The organism is Acidovorax sp. GW821-FHT10A04, from assembly GCF_059415825.1.
This window is the reverse complement of record NZ_JBWKNZ010000015.1, coordinates 12,390-34,763: the sequence shown is the minus strand read 5'-3', so window position 1 is coordinate 34,763 and position 22,374 is coordinate 12,390. Positions and strand designations below refer to the sequence as shown.

The 22,374-nt window shown below is 66.4% G+C and carries 15 protein-coding genes and 1 pseudogene; 9 read left to right on the top strand and 7 right to left on the bottom strand.

Translation table 11 applies throughout. The annotated features are described in order from the left end of the window. Positions 1–100 precede the first annotated feature (100 nt). Positions 101–2,008, bottom strand: a complete 1,908-nt coding sequence (locus AC07PF_RS25955) for a glycosyltransferase family protein (RefSeq protein WP_494613786.1) — start codon at positions 2,006–2,008, stop codon at positions 101–103. 438 nt (positions 2,009–2,446) lie between these two features. Between AC07PF_RS25955 and AC07PF_RS25950 the strand changes: the two genes are divergently transcribed. Beyond that, positions 2,447–5,152 carry a DUF1631 family protein gene (locus AC07PF_RS25950; RefSeq protein ID WP_494613785.1) on the top strand — a complete coding sequence of 902 codons (2,706 nt, stop codon included), beginning with the start codon at positions 2,447–2,449 and terminating at the stop codon, positions 5,150–5,152. Positions 5,153–5,279: 127 nt separating this feature from the next. On the opposite strand, the gene AC07PF_RS25945 is transcribed toward AC07PF_RS25950, so the two are convergent. The 5 genes from AC07PF_RS25945 to AC07PF_RS25925 form a co-directional block, all read right to left on the bottom strand. Beyond that, positions 5,280–7,133 carry a hypothetical protein gene (locus tag AC07PF_RS25945; protein WP_494613784.1) on the bottom strand — a complete coding sequence of 618 codons (1,854 nt, stop codon included), beginning with the start codon at positions 7,131–7,133 and terminating at the stop codon, positions 5,280–5,282. An 11-nt stretch (positions 7,134–7,144) separates the two neighbouring features. After that, positions 7,145–9,004, bottom strand: coding sequence for a glycosyltransferase family 39 protein (locus AC07PF_RS25940; RefSeq protein ID WP_494613783.1), 1,860 nt, complete (start codon positions 9,002–9,004; stop codon positions 7,145–7,147). A 4-nt stretch (positions 9,005–9,008) separates the two neighbouring features. Next, on the bottom strand, positions 9,009–9,383 hold the full coding sequence (locus AC07PF_RS25935; protein WP_494613782.1) for a GtrA family protein: 375 nt from the start codon (positions 9,381–9,383) through the stop codon (positions 9,009–9,011). Positions 9,384–9,414: 31 nt separating this feature from the next. Continuing rightward, positions 9,415–10,410: a glycosyltransferase family 2 protein gene (locus AC07PF_RS25930; protein WP_494613889.1), complete on the bottom strand. Its 996-nt coding sequence runs from the start codon at positions 10,408–10,410 to the stop codon at positions 9,415–9,417. A 213-nt stretch (positions 10,411–10,623) separates the two neighbouring features. Continuing rightward, complete coding sequence (locus AC07PF_RS25925; RefSeq protein WP_494613781.1) at positions 10,624–11,205, bottom strand: DUF4865 family protein; 582 nt, start codon at positions 11,203–11,205, stop codon at positions 10,624–10,626. Positions 11,206–11,322: 117 nt separating this feature from the next. Here AC07PF_RS25925 and AC07PF_RS25920 point away from each other — a divergent pair, with 117 nt between their 5' ends. From AC07PF_RS25920 to AC07PF_RS25910, 3 genes and pseudogenes are all read left to right on the top strand, one after another. Then, positions 11,323–12,213 carry a LysR substrate-binding domain-containing protein gene (locus AC07PF_RS25920; protein ID WP_494613780.1) on the top strand — a complete coding sequence of 297 codons (891 nt, stop codon included), beginning with the start codon at positions 11,323–11,325 and terminating at the stop codon, positions 12,211–12,213. A 79-nt stretch (positions 12,214–12,292) separates the two neighbouring features. After that, on the top strand, positions 12,293–12,766 hold the full coding sequence (locus tag AC07PF_RS25915; protein WP_494609570.1) for a hypothetical protein: 474 nt from the start codon (positions 12,293–12,295) through the stop codon (positions 12,764–12,766). A 34-nt stretch (positions 12,767–12,800) separates the two neighbouring features. Further along, positions 12,801–13,334 (top strand): annotated as a pseudogene (locus tag AC07PF_RS25910) (P-loop NTPase family protein). Between the two features lie 21 nt (positions 13,335–13,355). On the opposite strand, the gene AC07PF_RS25905 reads toward AC07PF_RS25910, so the two are convergent. Beyond that, positions 13,356–13,847 carry a hypothetical protein gene (locus AC07PF_RS25905; RefSeq protein ID WP_494613779.1) on the bottom strand — a complete coding sequence of 164 codons (492 nt, stop codon included), beginning with the start codon at positions 13,845–13,847 and terminating at the stop codon, positions 13,356–13,358. A 128-nt stretch (positions 13,848–13,975) separates the two neighbouring features. Between AC07PF_RS25905 and AC07PF_RS25900 the strand changes: the two genes are divergently transcribed. From AC07PF_RS25900 to AC07PF_RS25880, 5 genes are all read left to right on the top strand, one after another. After that, on the top strand, positions 13,976–14,542 hold the full coding sequence (locus AC07PF_RS25900; protein ID WP_494613778.1) for a TetR/AcrR family transcriptional regulator: 567 nt from the start codon (positions 13,976–13,978) through the stop codon (positions 14,540–14,542). A gap of 215 nt (positions 14,543–14,757) precedes the next feature. Next, complete coding sequence (locus AC07PF_RS25895) at positions 14,758–15,570, top strand: SDR family oxidoreductase (protein WP_494613777.1); 813 nt, start codon at positions 14,758–14,760, stop codon at positions 15,568–15,570. A gap of 144 nt (positions 15,571–15,714) precedes the next feature. Then, entirely contained in the window at positions 15,715–16,365 is a 651-nt protein-coding gene (locus tag AC07PF_RS25890; RefSeq protein ID WP_494613776.1) for a hypothetical protein, read from the top strand. A 723-nt stretch (positions 16,366–17,088) separates the two neighbouring features. Then, positions 17,089–21,531 carry an RHS repeat-associated core domain-containing protein gene (locus AC07PF_RS25885; RefSeq protein WP_494613775.1) on the top strand — a complete coding sequence of 1,481 codons (4,443 nt, stop codon included), beginning with the start codon at positions 17,089–17,091 and terminating at the stop codon, positions 21,529–21,531. 17 nt (positions 21,532–21,548) lie between these two features. Then, positions 21,549–21,800, top strand: a complete 252-nt coding sequence (locus AC07PF_RS25880) for a hypothetical protein (protein WP_494613774.1) — start codon at positions 21,549–21,551, stop codon at positions 21,798–21,800. The last annotated feature ends 574 nt before the right edge of the window (positions 21,801–22,374 follow it).

Here is a 22,374-nt window from a genome sequence, read left to right as displayed (position 1 = left end):
AATTGCTGCGCAATTCGGGAAGGGGGACACTCCCAGCGCGGCGGGGCGGCCCTTGCGCGGGAGCACTGGCTCAGGTCGCGCCAGTTTCTAAGGTCTGGTGCTATGGCCCCTTCTTCGGAGGGACCGGGTCTTGAGCTGGGACTCCGGGCGTGTGCTGTACCCGGGTCGGCCTGGGTGTCAGGGCGCTGTCGCAGCGTTGGCTGTCGGGCAGTTTCAGCATCATGATCTGGTGTTCCTGCCCGGGCAACTGGCTGAAGGTGATGGCGCAGAATTCCTTGGCGCTGGCCTGGGCCGCCTGTTCGGTGGCGAAGGTCAGCGTGGCGCGGAAGCCCGATCCCTGCATGTCCTGGCGGCCGAAGGTCTGGGCCACGTCGGGCCGCTGTACTGTCTCCATGCTGCTGGCCTGGGGCATCTGCTCGAAGCCCACGAACGCCAGTTTGCGCCCGGGCCCCAGGGTGGGGGTCCAGCCCTCCACGTTCAGTTGGTTCCCGAGCACGCTCACGTTGTCCACGGCGCCGCCAAAGGCATGGGCCAGGGAATGCAGGGGCCGCTTCATCGGCAGCACGAAGAGGTCACTGCGCATGCGGGCCGCAAGGGCGGCCTCTTGCTGCGCAGGCGGCATGTCACCCAATCGCACCATGCAGGAGCAGCCGTCATCCCAGGTCACCATGCGGCTGCGCTCCTGCGCCGTGGCCGGGTAGTGCCATGCCAGCGCGGGCGGGGTGTGGGCAGCCTGGGGCTCTATGGCCTGGCGCGCCTGGAACACGCTCATGGCCTGCAGGATCATGCCGTTGGCCTGCGCCTGGGGCTGCAGCAGCATCTGGCCGGGTGGTGGCGCCAGCGCAAAGCCATAGTAGGCCTCGAACATTGCCGCAATGGGGCGGTCGTGCTGGCGCTGCACCCAGGCCTGCTGGCCCGCCGCCGCCACGAACACGAGCAGTGCCACCTTGTGCCAGCCTGCCAGGCGCCGGGGCCATGGCAGGGCCCACAGCACACAGGCAGCCACCCAGGGCACCCACAGGATGCGGGCGTTGCCCATCCATTCAAAACCGGGCCCCACCACGAACAGCAGCGGGAAAACCGCGACCACGACGGCAACCCCTGCGCCCAGGGCCAGGGGCATGCGTCCGTTGGCCGGCTGTGCCGCCAGGCCCGCCCCCAGACATGCCAGGCACAGGCCGGTGGCCACCAGGCCCAGGGTCCCGGCTCCCAGCAGGCCTTCGCTCAGCGTCCGGGCGATGGCGCCCAGCACGCCGCCAACGGCTTGCCAGCCGTCCAAGGCCACGCGGGTGTACCCTCCGACGCCCTGGAACACATGGATGCGAAAGGCTGCGTAGGCGACGGCCACCAGCAAGGCCGGCACCGCATAGCGCCAGCGCGCCAGGGCCGATGGCGAGCCAGCTGGGGGTGGTACGAACAACAGCAGGGCGATCCAGGGGACATAGATCTCCTTGCACAGGCATGACAGCAGGTACATCCCTGCCGCCAGCAGGCTCCAGCGCCATTGCAGGGACCGCATCGCGTGGACCTGCGCCCACAGCGCCAGGCAGGCGAATGCCAGGCCGTCCAGGTAGTGCCCCACCATCAACTGCTGCGCCATCTGGAACGCCGGTGCGCCCAGGAGCAGCAGGGCGGCTGGCAACAATGCCTGCCGGCGTCCCAGCCAGTGGCACAGCACCAGGTACAGGGCCCATGCCGCGCAGGACAGGGAAATCAGGTGGTGCAGGTAATAAGGCCAGGGGTTGAAGCCAAAGAGCGCGGAATTGACCTGGTAGAGGAAGACGTTCCAGGGCGCAATCTGGCTGGAGGAGACGAAGCGGGTCACCTGCGGGTCCAGGAAGACGGAGCCGGGGGAATACTGTGTTGAATACAGCAGGTTCTGCCCGTCGTCCCAGCGCCAACCCCCCTGCAGCGCACTGCCATGCAGTGCCAGGGCCAGCAGGCACAACAGCGCCAGTGCCAGGAGATGCCCGCGCCAGGACGGTGGGCTGTTCTGCGAAGTCCGCAAGGATGAATTCATAGGCAAGGCAAAAGCGCGGCCGGCGGAGCCAGCAGTGCACAGGGGTTAAGGTGGCGGTGTGGTTTGCGCGTTGCGCCCGCACCACGCCACTGCACGATGGCGGCACGCGCTCCAGCGCACGGACCTGGGGCATTTCTGCCGAACGGCTCCCTGCTGTGTGAAAGCGGGGGTGTCTCTCGTTCCAGCGATTGTGCATGGAACATTCACTGTAAGATCGAACGACCGGTAGCGTGGTCCACGGCGTTTCAGGGCTGTGGCTGGGGTCTGGGATCCCGAACCAGGCGCCTGATCGGGGTGCTGACAGTCCGTTCGTGGCCGTGTTCCCACCGGCCGGCAAGGATTTATGCACAGGGCCCCGAGGTCAAGTAGGATTGCAGCTGGAAACGATTTTTTCGACTTTTCCTATTTCGCCTTTTTCCGCCCAACATGTCCCAGCCAGCGTCCCGTTCGAGATCCGTTTTCCGTGCCTGCGTGGTCAACGCGGTGCGTGGCGGCGAAGTGCTCATGGAAAAGCTGGTCGCGGTCACCCGCAGCGCGCTGACGGCCGAAGAAAGCACGGTCCGCAACATCCAGCAACGCAACCTGGCCAGTGACAGCCTGCGCCTGCTGGGCCAGCATGAGACGACCCTGATCAAGGGCTACTCCATGGCCCTGCTGGAGATCTTTGCCGAAGGCCCGGCCGCGGCCCCGGGCAGCAAGCCCCGGGCTGCCGATGACATGGGCATGGACTTTGGCGAGCTGTCGCTCCTGGACGAGAGCGAGGTGCAGAACCAGGTGGAGCTGGCCCGTGCCCAGCAACTGGCCGCGCACGCCACCGAGGCGGTTCTGGCCGAGCTCAACACCCTGGTCAGCTCGGCCCAGGGCCTGCGCAGCGTGCAACCCGAGCGCAACCCGCTGCGGCCCGAAAGCTACATCCGCGCCCTGCAGCAGGTGGTGGGCGAGACCGGCGTGAACGCCGAGGTGCGCGGGCTGTGGATGCAGCACATGCGCGACCTGCTGGGCAGGCTGCTGGTCGACGAATACAAGGGCATGGTCAAAAGCCTGCGCGACAACGGCGTGGAACCCGTGGGCTACGCCGTCGTCGGCGCGCCGGGCGCCCGCACCGGCTACGGCGGCCTGCAGGGCGGCGGTGGCAATTCCGGCAACGCCGGCTATGGCGGTGGCTACGTGGGCCACAGCCATGGCGGCCCCATGGCCGGCCCCAGCGGCTTTGGCAGCCCGGGCTACGGCAATACCGGCTATGGCAACACCGGCTACGGCCGCGGCGGTTATGGCGGCGGTGGTGGCAACAACAATTGGAGCGGCGACCCCGGCAACAACTGGAACGGCGATGCCCAGGTGCCCATGATGTCGCCGCAGGCCGCGGCCGCCGAAGAGGCGCTGCTCACCGTGGGCATCCTGCGCCAGATGCTGGCCGGCGGCGATCCGTTCGACCCGCGCTCCTATGGTGGCCCGGGCATGGGTGGCGGGGTCCCCTCGCAGCCCGCCAGCATGCATTCGGGCCTGGGCGGCAGCAGTGGCTACAGCAACTCCGCGGCCGCAGCGGCAGCCGAGGCCATCGACGACATGGCCCAGCTCGAACGCCTGGTCGTCCGCCTGGCCGGTGGGCAGCAGGCCCCGGCCATGCCCCAGGTCATGGTGCCCGGGCACCAGGCACCCCAGGTCATGGTGCCCGGGCACCAGGCACCCCAGGTCATGGTGCCGGGTCACCAGGTGCCCCAGGGCGGCTGGGCACCCACCACGCCAGGCACGGCACCCCAGCACCTGTACACGGTGCCGGGCATGCCCTACCAGCAGATCTACACCGTGCCCGCGGTGGCCCCGCACGACCCGCCGGCCATGGCCGCCGAGGTTGTGGGCCGCATGATGGAGAACATCGCGCGCGATTCGCGCCTGCTGCCCTCGGTGCAGCGCGCCGTGCAGAACCTGGAACCCGCGCTCAAGCACCTGGTGCGCCGCGACCAGACCTTCTTCACCGAGCCCGGCCACCCGGCACGCGTGCTGCTCGACGAGATGACCCAGCGCAGCCTGGCCTTCCCCGACGAGAAGGCCCCCGGCTTCGCCCGATTCATCCGCCTGCTCAACGAATCCGTGGGCTACCTGGCCGGCATCGAGATCAAGGACGCCACCCCGTTCGAGACCGTGCTCAAGGCCCTGCAGGCCGCCTGGAACTCGCAGGTGCAGAAGGCCAAGGCCCGCCAGGCCGAAAAGGACAAGGCCGCGCTGCTGGCCGAGCAGCGCGAGATGCTGGCCGGCAAGATCGCCGCCGACATCAGGAAGCTGCCCGACCTGGAGCGCGTGCCGGCCGACGTGCTCGACTTCGCCGCCGGCCCCTGGGCCGAGGTGGTGGCCCTGGCCCAGGTCTCGCAGGCCGATGGCAGTGAGGACGACCCCGGCGGCTACCTGGCCCTGGTGCCCGTGCTGCTGTGGAGCGCCCAGCCCGAGCTCACCCGCACCGAGCCCGACCGCCTGTCCGAAGCCATTCCCGGCCTGCTCGTCAAGCTGCGCGAAGGCCTGCAGACCATCGACCACCCGGCCGCCAAGACCAGCGCCTTCCTGGAGCGCCTGGTGGGCCTGCACCAGGACGCCTTCGAGCGCGCCAACTTCGCCAAGATCACCCTCGATCCGGAGGATTCGTCCCGTGCGCCGGACTCGCGCGACCCCATGGACTCCGTGGCAGCGGTCGCTGGTTACGACGACAGCGCCCAGGCCCCGGTGGACAGCGCTGCCCCGGCAGCGGCTGCGGCGCTTGCAGCCGCCCCTGCCGAGCCCTATGCCGAATTCGTCGTCGGCGCCTGGGTCGAGCTCATCACCAACGGCCGCGCCGTGCGCACCCAGCTCACCTGGACCAGCCCGCACGGCACGCTGTTCCTGTTCACCGCGCCGGACAACAGCACCCAGTCCATGACGCGCCGCATGCGCGACAAGCTGGCCGACGAAGGCTCCCTGCGCGTGGTGCCCGCCCCCAAGGTGCGCCCACCGGTGCCGGCCCCCACGCGGGCAGGTGGCATCGCCACCACCCGCGGCAGCCTGCCTGCACCGCTGGAGACCTCGCGCGGCAAGCTTGGCAGCGCGCCCAGCAGCAAGCAGGCACCGCTGTCGGGCAAGCCGTCATCTTCCAAGGGGCGCTGAGCGGCACCCATGTCCTGGCAGCGTGCCTCGGCCGCCCAGGGCAGAACACACACCAAGGCAGTGCAGCGGGCTTGCGCTGAGGCGTACTGGGGCGCACGGGCTGCTGCTCCAGCCCCGCCACCCATCCTCAACGGGTGGGTGGAGGTATCAGCACCCGGTCGCAACGCTTGTGGCCCTGCACGGGCAGCAGCAAGAACTGGTGCTCCTGGCCCGGCAGGTGGCCGGTGACCAGGGCGCACAGCGCCTGGCTGGCCGCCTGGGCGCTGGCTTCGTCGGCAAAGCCCAGCGTGGCGCGAAAGCCCGCGTGCAGCATGTCGGGCCGCTGGTGGGCCTGCACGATGTCGGGGCGCTCGGTGCTGACCAGTTCTTCCAGGCGGGCCTGGGCCTCGGGGGGCAGGCCCGTGATCACCAGCTTGCGGCCGGGGCCGATGGTCGGCGTCCAGCCGGACAGGTGCAGCTGGCGGCCCGCGACGGTCATCGCGTCGATGGAGCCTGCATACCCATGGGCCACGCGCGGCAGGGTCTTGCCCAGCGACAGCACGGCCCCGGCATTGGACAGCTGGGACCGGATCGCGTCGTCCTGCTTGTCTGGCGGCAGGCTGTCGAGAGGCACCAGGCACAGGCACGCCTCGCTCCACACCCGGATGCGCGCGCGCTCGGCGGCATCGGCCGGTGGCGTGCGCAGCAGGGCCGGGCGGGCATGGGGCTGGCCCGGTTCGAGCACCCCCTGCGCCGCATGCGCGTTCATGATCATCGAGGTCATGGAGATGGGTGAGAAGAACTCGAACGGCGCCAGGATCTGCCCCGCAGGCGGCTGCATCGCAAAGGCGTAGTGCGCCTCGAACATGGCGTCGATGGGCCGGTCGTGCGCGCGCTGGGCCAAAGACTGCTGGGCCACCGCCGCCACGAAGACGAGCAGGGCGGCCAGCTTCCAGCGCGCCAGGCGCGCGGGCCATTTCAGCGACCACAGCACGCACACGGCGGCCCAGGGAACCCAGAGAAAGCGCGTGTAGGCCATCCAGTCTGCATAGGCCTGCACCGCGAACAGCAGCGGAAAGACCACGACCACGGCCACAGCCCCCAGCCCCACCAGCATGCGGGGGCGCGCCGGGGCGGGCTGTGCCAGAACGCCCGCCCCGGCGCAGGCCAGGCACAGCACGCCCGCCACAACGCCCAGCAGGTTTGCGCCCAGCAGGCCATCGGTCAGCACGCGCGCCAGGGTGGCGACAAAGCTGAGCACGGCGCGCCAGCCGTCCAGGGCCGACTGGTGGTAGCCGCCCACGCCCGCAAACACCACGATGCGCAGCACCGCATAGCCCAGCGCTACGGCCAGGACCGGCGCAGCAAAGCGCCAGCGCGCCATGCCCCGGGGCGTGCCCGCAGGCAGCGGCAGCAGCAAATACAGGGCGATCCAGGGGACGTAGACCTCCTTGCACAGGGTGGACAGCAGGTAGAAGCCCGCGGCCAGCACCGCCCAGCGCCATTGCGCCTTCTGCACCGCATGCACATAGGCCCACAGGCCCAGGCAGGCGAACAGCATGCCATCCACGTAGTGGCCGGACATCAGCTGCTGGGCCATGTGCACGGCGGGGGCGCCCACCAGCAGCAGCGCCGCGGGCAGCAGCGCCTGCCAGCGCCCGAGCCAATGGCGCAGCAGCAAATACAGCGCGCCCGCGGCACCCGCCAGCGACAGCAGGTGGTGCACGTAGTAGGGCAGGGGCTTGAGGCCGAAGAGGGCGTGGTTGACCTGGTAGATGAACAGATTCCAGGGCGCGAACTGGTTCCCCGAGACGGCGCGCGTCACCTGCGGGTCCAGGAACACCGACCAGGGGCTGTACAGGCCCAGGTAGAACAGGTGCTGGCCGTCGTCCCAGCGCCAGGAGCCCTGCAGGGCGCTGCCGTGCACGGCAAACGCCAGCAGGCACAGCGCGCCCAGCACGGCCAGATCGGCCGCCCAGGCGGGTTTGGCGGGGGGGGCCATGCGCAGCTGTGTCACAGGGGGCGCGTCCTGGCCGGCATCAGCGCGTTCTGGCAGCGTGTGCCGCCTTCGATGGGCAGCATCAGGAACTGGTGCTCCTGCCCCGGCAACTGGCCGGCAACCACCGCGCACAGGCTGGCGGCGGCGGCCTGCGCGGCCTCTGGGCTGGCAAAGCGCAGCGTGGCGCGGAATCCCGAATCCAGCATGTCGGCACGGCCGTGCGCGCTGGCCACGTCGGGCCGCTGCACGTTCTCGATGGCCACGGGCGGTATGCCGGTGAACCCGGTCAGGAACATTTTTCTGCCGGCACCCAGCGTCGGCGTCCAGCCCCGCACATGCACCACGCCGTCTTGGGTGGTGATGGCGTCGATGGCGCCGCCCCAGGCGTTGGCGATGTAGGGCAGGGGCTGGCGCAGCGGTGCTGCGAAGGCCTGGTTGTCCAGCTGCGCCTGCAGTGCCGCCTGCTGCAGTGCGGGCGCCAGCGTGTCCAGGGGCGCAAGGCACTGGCAGCTGTCCTGCCAGACGCGGATGCGCGCGCGCTCGCCCGCATCCACCGGCCACTGGCGCAGCAGCGCGGGCTGGGCATGCGCCAGCCCGGGCTCCATGCGCTGGCGCGCCGCATGGGCGCTCATGGCCACCGCAGCCACATAGCCGGGCGTGTTGAACTGGATGGGGAGCAGCACCTGGCCGGGCGGTGGCTGCAGGGCAAAGCCGTAGTGCGCATCGAACATGGCCTCGATGGGGCGGTCATGCTGGCGCTGCACCCAGGCCTGCTGGCCCGCCGCCACCGCAAAAACCAGCAGCGCCAGCGCATGCCAGCGCGCCAGCCGTGGCGGCCAGGGCAGGCACCACAGCACGCACAGCGCCACCCACGGCACCCACAGCAGCCGGGCGTGGAGCTGCCACTCCAGGCCCGGGCGCGCCACGAACAGCAGCGGAAAGACCACCACCGTGATGGCCGCGCCCAAAGCCGCCACCGCCCTCAGGCGCGCCTGCGGCGGCTGCGTGGCCAGGCTCACCCCGATGCATGCCAGGCCCAGGGCCGTGGCCAGCAGCCCCAGGGCGCCCGCGCCCACCAGCCCGTGGGTCAGCATCAGGGCCACCGCACCCAGCACGCCGGGCACGTCGTGCCAGCCTGTCAGCGTGCTGGGGTGGTACCCGCCCGCCCCGGAAAACACCAGCACGCGCACCGCGGCGTAGCCCAGTGCGACCGCCAGGGCTGGCAGGGCGTAGCGCCAGCGCTGCAGCCACGGCATGGGGGCCACTGTGGCGCCCAGGGGCATGAACAGCGCCAGCGCGATCCATGGCACATAGACCTCCTTGCACAGCGTGGACAGCAGGTACAGCACAGCCGCCAGCCAGGCCCAGCGCCATTGCCTGCGCTCCACCGCGCGCAACTGGGCCCACAGGGCCAGGCAGGCGAAGGTGAGTCCGTCCAGGTAGTGCCCCACCATCAACTGCTGCGCCATGTGGAAGGCCGGCGCGCCCACCACGAGCAGGGCCGCGGCCAGCATCGCCCGCCACGCCGGGAACCACTGGCGCATCAGCACATACAGGGCGAAGGCCGCCGCGGCCAGCGACAGCAGGTGGTGCAGGTAGAACGCCCGCGGGTCCATGCCGAACAGGGCGGTGTTGACCTGGTAGACGAACAGGTTCCAGGGCGCGAACTGGTTGCCCGAAACGGCCCGCGTCACCTCGGGGTTCAGGAACACCGACCAGGGCGTGTACTGCGTGCTGTTGAAAAGGTGCGTGCCGTCGTCCCAGCGCCAGTTGCCTTGCAGCGCGGTGCCATGCAGCACGAAGACCAGCAGTGCCAGCAGGCACAGGGCGATGAGGTTCTGGCGCCAGCCAGATGCTTGCGATGAAGGGCTCACGGGACTAGCGCAGGCGGTAGGTGAAGAACCGGTGGCCCAGGTAGCTGAAGGCCGGGATCACCGTCACCACCAGGGCGATGCCCAGCGCATAGTGGCCGCCGGCCTGCTCCACCACCCAGGTGATGCAGGTGCTGACCACGCCGCCCGCGCCCGCCACCAGGCCGAAGCGCCAGGCGGTGGCCGCGCTCAGCCGCTGGCCAAAGCTCAGCAGGGTGTTGGCCGTGTACGAGAACATGGTGGCCACGGCGAACGCCACCACATTGGCCACGGGCGGCCGCGCGCCCAGCAGTTCGATGCACAGGGTGGCAACGCACACGTGCGTGAGGGTGGACAGCACGCCGATCAGCGCGAATCCGATCAAGGACCGAGAAGTGTTCATGAAAAAAGACGGAAACAGGGCACGGCGCCGCTCAGCGGGCATCACGTTGGGGCGGGGCATCGCCTTCGGCCGCCTCGCGCACAATGTAGACGGGACGCCCCTTGGACTCCATGTACACCCGGCCCAGGTACTCGCCCAGCACGCCCAGCCCGATGAGCTGCAGCCCGCCCAGGAACAGCACCACCGTGATCAGCGAGGCATAGCCCGGCGCATCGCGCCCGAACAGCAGCACCTGGCCCACGATGAACAGGCCATAGCCGAAGGCCAGCAGCGCGACGACCAGGCCCAGGTAGGTCCAGATGCGCAGCGGCACGGTGGAAAACGAGGTCAGCCCCTCCACCGCCAGGTTCCACAGGCCCCAGCCCGAGAATTTGGTGTCCCCGGCCGCACGCGCCGGCCGGGTGTAGGGAATCGTCGCCTGGCGAAAACCCACCCAGGCGAACAGGCCTTTCATGAAGCGGCGCCGCTCGGGCAGGCGCTTGAGCGCCTCCACCACCTGGCGGTCCATCAGCCGGAAATCGCCCACGTTGGGCGGTATCGGCGAGTCGGAAATCCGGTTGTGCAGGCGGTAGAACCACTCCGAGGTCTTGCGCTTGAGCACGCGGTCGGCGCTGCGGTCCGTGCGCTGCGCCAGCACCACGTCAAAGCCCTGCTGCCACAGCCGCACCATCTCCAGGATCAGCTCGGGCGGGTCCTGCAGGTCCGCATCGATGGGCACCACCGCCGCGCCCAGCGCATGGTCGATGCCTGCGGTCAGCGCCGCCTCCTTGCCGAAGTTGCGCGACAGGTCGATCACCCGCAGGCCCGGCACCGTGGCGCCCAGCGCCTGCAGCCGCGCCAGCGTGCCGTCGCGGCTGCCATCGTTCACGCACACGATCTCGAACGCCAGGCCGGTCTGCGCCAGCACCGGCAACAGCTGCGCAAAGAACAGGTCCAGCGTGGCCTCTTCGTTGAACATCGGGCAGACCACCGAAAGCAGGGCGGGCGCGTTGCTGCCGTCGCCGCTGCGCTGGCCGGTGTCTGACAGAGATGGAGGTACGGTTTGGCTCAATGGACTTCGTGGTGGTTGGCCACTGGATGGCGGATATCCCTGCGTGCCCAGGGCACCGCAAGTGGTTGGTCGTCGAAGATACTACATGCGCGACCGCACACGGCCCGTCCGAGGCAGAGCACCGTTGCCGGGGTGTGCCCCGGCGCACACGCACCGGCGCCTTGGGGGCTCAAGCCAGGGCCTGGTTTGTCAAGCACCTGCCGCAGCGCTGCTGCGCACCCCCCGCGGTGCCGACAGGTACAGCACCTCGAACACCCGCCCCGCGGTGCCCGCTGGCGGTGGGCCCTGCCACAGCACCGTGCGGTTCACCTGCCAGCCCTGGGCATCCAGGCCCGCGAACACGCTGTGCACCCCCGGCGCGCTGGCCAGCTCGGCAGCGGCGCCACGCTCTTCGGCCGCGCGCTGCACCAGGTCCGTGGTGTCGGGCAGGTCCTCGAAGTACTGGGTGGCAAAGCGCGGCACCTGGCCGGCCGCCGGGCCCTGCAGGTGGGCGAGTGGGTTCCAGCCATGCACCACGGGGCGCCCGTAGCGGGCCTGCACCGCGGCAAAGTCGGGCGAGGTGACGAAGCCGGCCGCGCCGGCAGGGTCGTCCCACAGGTAGAAGGGCGCGTAGCGGTTGGGCGCCGTGGCCGTGCGGTCGGCCAGCAAAAAAGCCTTGAGGTGCAGGCCGGGCAGGGCGTCGAAGCGGCCGCCGATCTCGGGGATGCGGCGGCGCAGGGTGTCCATGTCGAAGTCATCGGGCAGGTCGAATCCGTATTGCATGGCCAGCATGTCAGGTGTCCTTCAGGGGTAGAGCAGGGTGGAGGTGCATGCACTGTAGAAACTACCGTTGCTTTAAACAATCGAATTGTTTTGATTGGAATGTTTAAAACAGCTAATCTATTGCCCATGCTGCTCGACCTGCCCTCCCTGCAAACCCTGGTCACCGCCGTCGAACTCGGCGGCTTCGGCAAGGCCGCCGAGCGCCTGCACCGCACGCCCGGCGCCGTGAGCCTGCAGATCAAGGCGCTGGAAGAGCGCGTGGGCACGCCCCTGTTCCGCAAGCAGGGCCGCCAGCAAGCGCTGACCGAGGCGGGCGAGCTGCTGCTGGGCCATGCGCTGCGAATGATTGCGCTCAACGACGAGGCCGTGCTCTCGCTGCAGGGCGCGCGCATGCAGGGCAGCGTGCGCTTTGGCATGCCGCAGGACTTTGCCGACGGCTGGCTGCCCGCCACGCTGGCCCGCTTTGCGCGTGCGCACCCCGCCGTGCGCATCGACATCCGCGTGGACCGCAGCAGCGCGCTGCTTGCGCAACTGCAGGCCGGCGAACTGGACCTGGTGCTGGCCTTTGGCGAGCCCTCCGGCGTGCAGCCCGGCGCACAGATGATCGCCCGCCTGCCCACACAGTGGATCGCGCAGGCTGGCCTGCCGCTGCCGCCCGGCGCATCCGTGCCCCTGCTGTTGCTGGAGCAGCCCTGCAGCTTCCGCCAGGCCGCCATCGCCGCGCTGGAGCGCACGGGCCGCCCCTGGCACGTGGTGCTTACCAGCGCCAGCGTCTCGGCCATCTGGGCCGCCGCCCAGGCCGGTCTGGGCGTGGCACCCCGGGCCACGGCGCAGATTCCTGCCGGGCTGGCCGCAGTGGGCAAGCCGCTGGGCCTGCCTGCACTGCCGTCCGTGGGCGTGTCACTGCACCGCGACAGCGTGGGCCTTGCCAATCCTGCGGTGGAGCATTTGCGGGCGGTGGTGCAGGAAGTGGTGGCGGGGCAAATGGGGTCCGCTGCCTTACATTCAACGGCCTGACGCCGATGCAAAGCTCTGGGCGTACCGGGGCAACCGGCGCAGACCATTCCACAAGCAACCACCGGGAGGATAGAGACACATGAAGTTCTTTGGATTCTTGAGCCTGTTCGGCGCCATCGTCGCCGCGCTGGTGCTGCTGACGGGCATGTTCACCGCCCAGAGCGCTCCGCAGGAAGCGGCCATTGCGGGGCTGGCCATCGCCATCGCGGTGATCCCCTACGTGTTCTTCCGCGTGCTCCAGGCCCTGCGGCAGGCCGATGACCTGGCCGCCATCCGCCGCCTGCTCGAAGCCCGCCCCGGCGGGTCGGCCGCGGCCGCGGCACAGCCGCCCCAGGTCGCCGCGCCGGTGCTGGTGGCCCCCGAGCCCGCCCCGCCACCGCCTGCTGCCGAGGTGCTGCAAAGCGGGTCCATGGGCGTGGAGGGGTGGACCTGGCACCAGCTCAGCGATGGCAGCCTGCGCATCACCGATGCACACGGCTCCGACTATGCCTACCCCTCGGTGGCCGCGGCCCGCAAAGCCTTCACCTGGTGGCAGGGGCCGGGATCGGCATGAACCGCAGCTGCCCTCACATGCCTTTCAAGCCCGCATGCGCGTCGTAGTCGTCGGCACCAGCGGTGCCGGCAAGTCCACCTTTGCCGCCGCGTTGGCGCAAGCCACCTGCAGCCCGCACATCGAACTCGACAACCTGTACTGGGGCCCCGGGTGAGTGGCCGTGCCGCACGCGCAGTTCGAGGCCCGTGTGCGCGGCGCGACCGAAGGCGAACATTGGGTGGCCGACGGCAACTACACCGCCGTGCGCGAGCTGCTGTGGGCGCGCGCCACGCATATCGTGTGGCTCAACTATGGGCGCGCCACCGTGTTCCCTCGCGTGCTCTGGCGCACGCTGAGCCGCGGCCTGCTGCGCACCCAGCTGGCCCACGGCAACCGCGAATCGCTGCGCATGGCGTTCTTCTCGCGCGAATCGGTGCTGTGGTGGTCGTACACCACCTTTGCGCGCAACCGGGTCAAGTTCGCAGGGCTCCGTCAGGACCCGGCGTATGGACACCTGCAGTGGGCCGAACTCACCAGGCCGGCGCAGGCGCGGGAATACATCCAGCAGCACGCTGCCCACGCGGCATAGCACCCGCCCGGTGCTGCCGCCTCAGATCGAATCGTCATTGTGCTGCGCCCACACCGGCGCCGCCGCCTCATGCGACTCGACCCCCCGAAAGAACGCATCGCCCAGCACTTTGTAGTCCGCCGTGCCCGGCCCCTGCCATCCCATGAACTTGGGCCGGTGCACGGCAAAGCCCGCAGATGACTGCGCATTGCGGTAGGGCACCGCCATGGTGAGCGTGGTGGGCGGCCGGGCGTACGAGCGCACCAGCACGATCAAGGCATCCGTGCGGCCCGAGGGCAGGGTGATATAGCCGTCATAGACCAGGGCTGCGCGCTCGGCCTGGCCCGGGTTCTGGTCCAGGTACTCCTGCGCCTGGGCCACACCCTCTTCGAGCTGGTCGGCCGCAAAGCGCAGCATGTTGCGCCCATAGGCCGCCGACTCCTGGGCAAGCATGGGGGTCAGGGGCTCCCCTTCGGCCACGCACCAGATGCCGTGCGCGGCAAAGAAACCTGCAAGTTCGACGGCTCTTTCCATGGCGGCTCCTTGCGTCTCGGTGATCGCGGCATTCTGCATGAGGTGGCTGGGGCGTGGCCAGCCCGGCATCCTGTCGCCCTCTCGCGGTTTTTATTGACCAATCGTTCCAATATGCCTATACTCGCCCCATGGCAAGACCCCGACAGTTCGATCCGCAGGAGGCGCTGGACGCCGCCGTTGGCGTCTTTCGCGAGCATGGCTATGCGGCCACATCGGCCGAGATGCTGACCGAGGCCATGCAGATCGGCAAGCAAAGCCTGTACAACACCTTTGGCGGCAAGTGGCCGCTGTACTGCACAGCGCTGGAGCGCTATGCGGCTGGCGAGACACAGAGCCACATCGCAGCGCTGCAGCAGGGCGCCACCGCCTGGGCCGGCATCGAGCGCATGCTCAAGCGCGTAGTGGCCGAGGCCCACAGCCCCTGCCTGGGTGTGGGCTCGGTCAGCGAGTTTGGCAGTGCTCAGCAAGAGCTGGTGGCAATACGTGCCGTGGCGGCCAATGTTTTGCAGACGGCCTTGGTCGCGCGCATCCGCGAGGCGCAGGCCGCAGGCGACGTGGCGGCCGATGTGGACCCTGGCCATGCAGCCAGCTTTGTGCTGGCCCAGGTGGCAGCCTTGCGCATCGCCGCGCGCGGCGGTGCGCCAGACGCGGAGCTGCGTGCCATGGCACGCCTTGCACTGCGGGCTCTGGGCTGAGAGGCTGAGAATATTTCGTCCATGCCCGCCTTGCCCGTCAAAACGCCCCGGCTCGTCGTTGCAAATGCTCGCCATAGCCCGAGCTATGGCTGCGCTTTGCGCCTAGATCCAGGGCGTTGTGGCGCGCCTTTCGGGCACGGTCAAAAGTTCTCAGCCTCTGAGTCCCTTTTTTTTGGTTTGTTTTGGAACGATTGTTCAATTAAAGGAGTGAAACCATGGACAGCAATGCAGTAGCAGCAGTGGAGATGGCGCGGCCCGGTGCAGCGCAGGGTTGGGATGCCGCACAGCGGCAGGCCAAGGCAACCGGTGGCCGTGGTGTGGCGCTGGTCTTCGGCGGCTCGCGCGGCATCGGCGCGGCAATTGCCGGCCGGTTGGCGCACGATGGTTACGACGTGGCTATCACCTATGTCTCGCGGCCCGACAGTGCCGATGGCGTGGTGGCCGCGGTCGAGCAGGCCGGCCGGCGTGGCCTGGCCATCCAGGCCGACAGTGCCGACCCGGCGGCGATCCGCGCCGCGGTGGACGCCGCAGTGCAGCGGCTCGGACCGCTGAGCGCGGTGGTTGTCAACGCAGGCATCCTGCGCGCAGCGCCCATCGGCTCTGTGGCGCTGGACGACCTGAACGCCATGCTCGATGTCAACGTGCGCGGCGTGTTCCTGGCCATCCAGGCTGCCGTAGCGCAGATGCACGATGGCGGGCGCGTCATCACCATCGGCAGCAACACCGCCATCCGCACCGGCTCGGCGGGCAGCAGCGTCTACGCCATGACCAAGGCCGCCGTGGCCGCACTGGTCAAGGGCGTGGCGCTGGACCTGGCGCCCCGGCGCATCACCGTCAACAACGTGCAGCCCGGCCCGACCGAGACCGACATGACCGCGCCCATGGCCTCGTGGCTCAAGGACGTGATCCCACTCAAGCGCATGGCCGAGCCCGGCGAGATCGCCGCCCTGGTTGCATACCTGGCCAGCCCGGAGGCGGGATTCGTGACCGGCGCCAGCATGACCATTGATGGGGGTTTTGTGCTGTAGCGCGGTGCGTGGCGCAAGCGGGCAAGCGGGCAAGAGGGCGGGCCAAACCTGCGCTGCCGTGGCTATGATGGGCCGAACCCGTCGCATCGGCCTGCCAGGGCAGGCCGATAGACAAGTGATCCACGGCTCCATCGCTTTCTTCCCATGACCTTCCCGACGACCTTTCTCCTCACGCGCGTGCGGTCCGCCGCACGCGCTTGCCCCGCGCCAGATTCTGTTCGACGCCGCGGTGTTCCACGCACCGCCGCCGCCCTGGCCGCCCTGGTGCTGGCGGTGATCACCAGCGCACACGCCAAGGAGCCCATCGGCCCTGACGCTGCCAAGGCGCTGGCCGCTTTGCAGCAGCTGGCAAAGCAGGGCGCGCTGCCCAGTGTGCAAGTGCTGCCCGCCCAGGGCATCGTGCGCATCCAGGGCGCCTCGTTCGCCCGCAACAGCCACTGCCTGCCGGCCTCCGTGCAGCAAGAACTGGCCACGCGCGTGGCGCCGGCGCTGGACGCCGCACTCCAGGCCGACCAGCGCCTGTCGCTCAAGGTCATCGGCTACAGCGACGTGTATGCCCCCGGCGGCCCGCCCCCCACGGTGGACGCCGATTGCCTGTCGATCAACGCCGACGAGGCCCTGTCCGCCCGCCGCGCCAGCCGCGTGGCCCGCGCCGCCGCCGCCCGGGCCGAAAAGGAGGGGCGGGTGGACACCGTGGGCTATGGCTCCGACAACAGCCTGCTGGTCGAGGCCGAGCCGCAGTCGCCGCGCAACCGGCGGGTGGATATCGTGCTGGTGCGGGAGCCGGTGTATTGAGAGGAGGCCCAGGCCCCGTTTTCTCGGGCGCATGTTGACCGGCGGTGTAGCTAAGGGCCCTCCCAAGGCCCACCCATTCGACCCTCAGCCCCTTGCCCTCGTCCCGGCCACCGCATGAACACACCCGTGCCCTGAAGTCCGACCTCACCATCTTGCATGTGCTTGCGGCGCGCGAAGGAATGGCTGATCGTGCCATCTGCGGCTGAAAAAAGGGCTCTGCTTGCCTGTTGGCTTCGGGGTATTGAGCGGTTTCCCGGCACCTATGTCGCGCAGTTGCTCACCCATTCGGGTGGGCGCTTCGATGGATTTGGTTGGTAGAGTAGCCCCTTGCAATTTAATTGCTCGCAGCCATTCAGCTCGATGGTGCGTAGTAGTGATTCAGAATAATCAAAGAGGGTGGGATGAATTTTCTTTTTAATTTTGTGGTTTTCGCGCTGCTTTTATTGGGTGGCGGACAACTTTGATCAATTCTGCACTGAAGGACCTCTCAATGGCAAAAATGGTTGCACGCTTCAGCCTAATAAAATAACAACATGGAAATATACTCACAAAATGTCTGGGTATATTTTTTCTTCTTGGGGGGAGGCTGCCGAAGATTATTACAAAATATGGAAAGGGGATGGCGTTGGTGTTTGCCAAACCTCGTACCGTCTCGGGCCGGTAAATATTATTGAGCGCGATAGGTTTGTCCAGTCAAAGCAGATAATTTTTGAAAGCCGAGAGATGTACATCACTTATGGCATTGCCTCAAATGGCAATTGCCTCAATGTGAGGGAGGGTTATGCAGGTTCAACGCTGTTTGGCAAACGTCAGGCCACGTGTTCACCATGGAATGAAGATTACTTTACTGACAAAGATTCGCGAGGCTGCTACATAGTAAATCCTGCGCAGGGATCTACTTCGTCAAAATTTTCGTATACGTCTGGATTCACCTCGAAAGGGCCCAAGTCGAAAGGGCCCACTTGTTCTAAGGACGATTCTCCACCGCCAACGAACCACTTTGGAAACCCGATTCAGGCCTCAACCAGGGAAAAAATCGAGATTGCAGTTGACTTGAGCGTTGGCGGCCCGCAGCCGCTGGAGTTTCGCCGCCAATACCGTAGCCACAGGGCTCGCGATGCGGATTTTTGGCTGCGCGATTCACTGGTGAATTTGCACCCGGGAGACTTGGGCAGTGGGTGGATACACAACCACGACATCCATCTGGCCTACACCCGCATGCCTGATGACAGCACTGGCATCAGTGATCAGGTGCGCATTCAGATGTCCGATGGATCATTCAATTACTTTGGACGCAACAACGGAGGGCCGTATGTCGCAAAGTACCCCCTTCACAGCCTGGCTGCCACCGCAGTGGGCGCTGAAAGCGGCTGGATTTTTCACGACCGAGAAGCGGAAGCCCAGTACCTTTTCAACGCCAAGGGGCGATTGGTCCAGCAGACCTCGCGCAATGGGTGGACACAGAACTATTCATACAACCCCCAGGGCAAGCTCAGCACGGTGCAGAACAGCTTTGGCCGCGCATTGCAATTCGCATACAACGCAGCCGGTCAACTGGCCAGCGTAACGACAACGGATGGGCGCAGCGTGCAATTTGGCTACGTCGGAAACCTGCTTGCATCCGTGCAGCAGGTAGACGGTACCAGCCGCCAATATCTTTATGACAGCACCAATGCTCCGGGTCTGTTGTCAGGCGTGATCGACGAGAACGGAGTCCGCTACTCCACATTTGGCTACGACGTCGATCGCTGGGCTGTCACTACGGAAAAAGCCGGCGGAGTAGACCGCTACTCCATTCAGTCGGTAGTGGCCAATGGCGCCAACTACGAAGCAACGGTGGTTGATCCATTGGGCACCGTGCGCAAGATCAGGCACGTATTGGTCAGCAGCAGTGACTACAAATACGCTGGATCCGATCTTCCGTTGGCGGATGACGGAAAGCGTCCCAAGTGGAATGTCAGCTACGCAGCGAACGGGCTGCCGGAGTTCTCCTCTGACATGTTCTCCAGCATTGATCGGGTCACATGGGATGTGGCCCGAAGGCTCCCCCTGTCCCTTACAGAGGTAGAAAACCGGTCTCCATTGGCCCGAACCACCACCACATCCTGGCACCCTCAATGGCGCTCTCCCGCAACCATCAATGCACCGGGAAGTACCACCAACTTCACCTATGACAATTCCGGAAACGTACTGAGTCAGGCAGTCACCGACACGGCCACCGGCATAGTGCGCACCACTGCATGGACCTACCACCCCAGCAACCTGGTCGCGACACGGATCGAGCCCAACGGCGCCGTCACCAGCTACGCCTACGACGCACAAGGCAACGTCACACAGACCACCAACGCCCTGGGTCATATCGATACCTACACCTACGATGGCGCGGGCCGGGTGCTCACCCACACGGCCCCCAATGGCGTGCTGACCACCTATGCCTATGACGCCCGTGGCCGTGTGCTCACCTCCAACAGTGGTGGCCAGGTTTCCACGTTCACCTATCGCCCCAGCGGCCAGGTGCTGACGGCCACGCTGCCATACGGTCACAGCATCACCTATGCCTACGACCCGGCCCATCGACTGACGGGCTGGACCGACAACCGAGGCAACACAGGTGTCTACGTGCTCGACAGCATGGGTAACCGCCTGAGCGAGGAAGTGCGGGACGGCCAGAGCCAACTGGCTTGGCAACTGGCGCGCAGCATCAACAACCTGAACAAAGTGGCGTCGCTGACCACGGGCTCTGCTGCTGCGCCGGTGAACTACAAGTACGACGCGCAAGGCGATCTGAACACGGTCACTCAAACCGTTGCAGGCACTGCCATCCAAACCCGCTACGACCGGGACTACTTGGGGCGAGTCTCTCAAATCACTGAGCCAGAAACCTATCGGGCGTCGCTGGCTTACAACGCACTGGATGCCGTCACCAGTGTGTCTGATTTCAAGAGCGTCACCACCACCTACACCCGCGACGCCCTGGGCAACGCCACCTCGGAAACCAGCCCCGACAGCGGCAGCGAGAGCGCCCAATACGACGCCCTGGGCCTGCCCAGCAGCATCACCAACGCCCTGGGCCAGGCAACAACGATCACCCGCGACCTGCTGGGCCGCCCCACCTCCATCGTGCATACCGGTGGCACCACCACCCTGCGCTACGACCAGACCCCTGCAACCAAGGGCTACCTCGGCGAGATCGAAGACGCCAGCGGCACCACCACCTACCAGCGCGACGTGCACGGCCGTGTTGTGAGCCAGACCCAAAAGCTCATCAACAACGACACCCGCACCCTGGCCTACAGCTACCACCCCACCACGGGGCTGCTCAGTTCCACCACCTACCCGGGCGGCCAGGTTCTGCAGAACGTTTACGACGCCACCGGCCAACTCACCGGCCTCACCTGGGCCGGCCAACCCTTGGTCAGCGGCATCACCTGGAGCCCCCTGGGCCAGCCCACCGGCTGGAGCTGGAACCTGCCCGGCGGCGCAGCCGCCATCCCCGCCACCCGCAGCTACAACACTGCGGGCCAACTCACGGCAACCGAGTTCAGCAGCTACATCTACGACGCCGCAGGCCGCATCACCAGCCTGACCCAATCGCTGATGCAGCCTGCCAGCACCGACGCCCAGGCCAACACCGTGACATTGGCCCCCGCCACCTGGACGGTGACCTACAACCGTGCAGGCCGCATCACCGGCTTCACCAAACAGGTGGCCGCCGGCAGCCCTGCCAACACCGTCACCTACGCCTACGACGGCAACGGCAACCGCACCACCAGCAGCCAACAGAGCGCAGGCACCACCACCAACCGCACCTACGCCCTCACCGCCAACCGCCAGACCGGCTTCAGCCAGACCAAGACAGGCACCGGCGGCAACGCCAACACCAGCGTCACCTACCAGTACAACGCCGCCGGGGACTTGCTGAGCGACGGCCTGCGAACCTTCCACTACGACAGCCAGGAACGCCTGGAAAAAGTCACCACCGGCACGGGCGTGGACGCCCCCAGCACCCAGTACGCCCACAACGCCCTGGGTCAGCGCGTGTTCAAGACCGAACCGCTGTTTGCCAGCGGTGGTGGCAGCAGCAGTGGATCAGGATCGGGCAGCACCACCAGCGGCAAGAACCTCAACAACCTGCTGGCCGACCCCGACGACCAGGAAGAAGCAGAAGCGGAGAAGGAAAAGGACAAAGGCTTCATCCAGACCGCGTATGAATTCTTCACCCGCCTGTGGAGCCCCGGCAGCAGCGACGCGCAAAAGCTCGGCTTTGCTTATGTCTATGGAAACGACGGCACCCTGCTGGGCGAATACGGCATGGGCGGCAGCAACAGCACTGGCACCACCCAGTACGTCTACCTGCCCACGGCAAACGGCCCCATGCCCATTGCCGCCATCATCAATGGAGTGGCATATGTCGTGCACAGCGACCACCTGAACACGCCGCGCAAGCTGACACAGCCCGACGGCCAAGTGGCCTGGCAATGGGCCTACAGCGCGTTTGGGGACGAACAGCCCACGCTGGGAGCCAAGCGCTTCACCGACGCAACCACCACCCCCACCACAGGCAGCACGACCATCCCCGAGGTGACCTTCAACCTGCGCTACCCGGGGCAGTACTACGACAAAGAGAGCAACCTGCACTACAACTACTTCCGCAGCTACAGTGCGGAGCGGGGGCGGTACACGCAGGCTGATCCGATTGGGCTGGAGGGTGGGTTCAATCGGTTTGGGTATGTGAACGGAAACCCGTTGAGATGGACAGATCCCAAAGGATTGGTGGCTCCTGCTGTCGCGGCCTGTATGCTGAATCCTGTTATGTGCGCAACTCTCGTTGGTGGCACTGGTCTGGCGCTGATAGATGCATGCAAGAAGACATGGGATTATTTATCCAATAATAATATGTCCTCAACCAGTTCGAGCAATTCAATGGATGGGGAGGCTGGTTGTGAAGTTGAGTGCAGCAATAAAAAAGGAAATCGAAAGCAAACAAGACGATATGCTCCAGATGGCCTTCCCGAGACAGATACTGATTGGGACCACAGCCATGACGGACTGGGGTCGCCTCATTCCCATGACTGGACTCGGCCTGTGGATGGTAGTAGGCCAACTAAAGATAATCGCGGTGGCGGACGTCCTTCAGTACCTGGCGACCCGGGAATTCCGCAGTAACTATCGGTGGAGGTGAAATGATTTTTCTCGCAGTTACGCCTGAAGGATTAATTGTGGCCCTTGAAGCTGCAAAACTAATTGGTGGGCACGTTTGGTGTGGTTCTGATGCGGTATCTGAGCTGGATGGGAAAAAAATAAAAATCTCACGCTTCAATTACTCCTTGATCGAGGGTGACAGAGATGTTATGCAGGACGCTCTGGAAACCATTGAGGAACATCATCCTGGTCAAGTGATATGGGTTGAAGGAGTGAATTCGAGAGAAAAATAGGGGTCAGGTCTTGTCTTTTTTCTCCCGAGCCCAGAAATTGCTCTCCATCACCAAACCGAGCAGTAGGTTTGTTCGCAGAATCCTGAAAATGGCAAGACCACTGCGAATCGAGTTCACCGGCGCGATCTACGGGTGACCTCGTGGGGTGACCGACGTGAGCCCATCGTGCTGGGCGATGATGATCGCGAAGTCCTGCTGATCGGTCTGGGTCAAGCTCTGATAGGGCTAGGGTCAGGTCTTGCCTTTTGCCTCTAATACCTAGAAGCTCCCCTTCATCATCGAACTGAGCCGCTAGTTCGCGGAGATTCTGAAGATGGCAAGACCATTGCGAATCGAGTTCCCCGGTGCGACCTACCACGTGACCTGCGGGGTGACCGGCGTGAGCCCATCGTGCTAGACGATGATGATCGCCAAGATCCGGCATGCTACAAAGCTGCAGATGCAAAAAGAGCAGCGCCTTTGCGGGGTGCTCGACACACAATAACAATAGCGGGATGGAACATTGTTGGGGTCAGGTCTTGCCTTTTGCCCTCGGTTCGTAGAAACCTCCCTTCACTATCAAACTGAGCCGTCA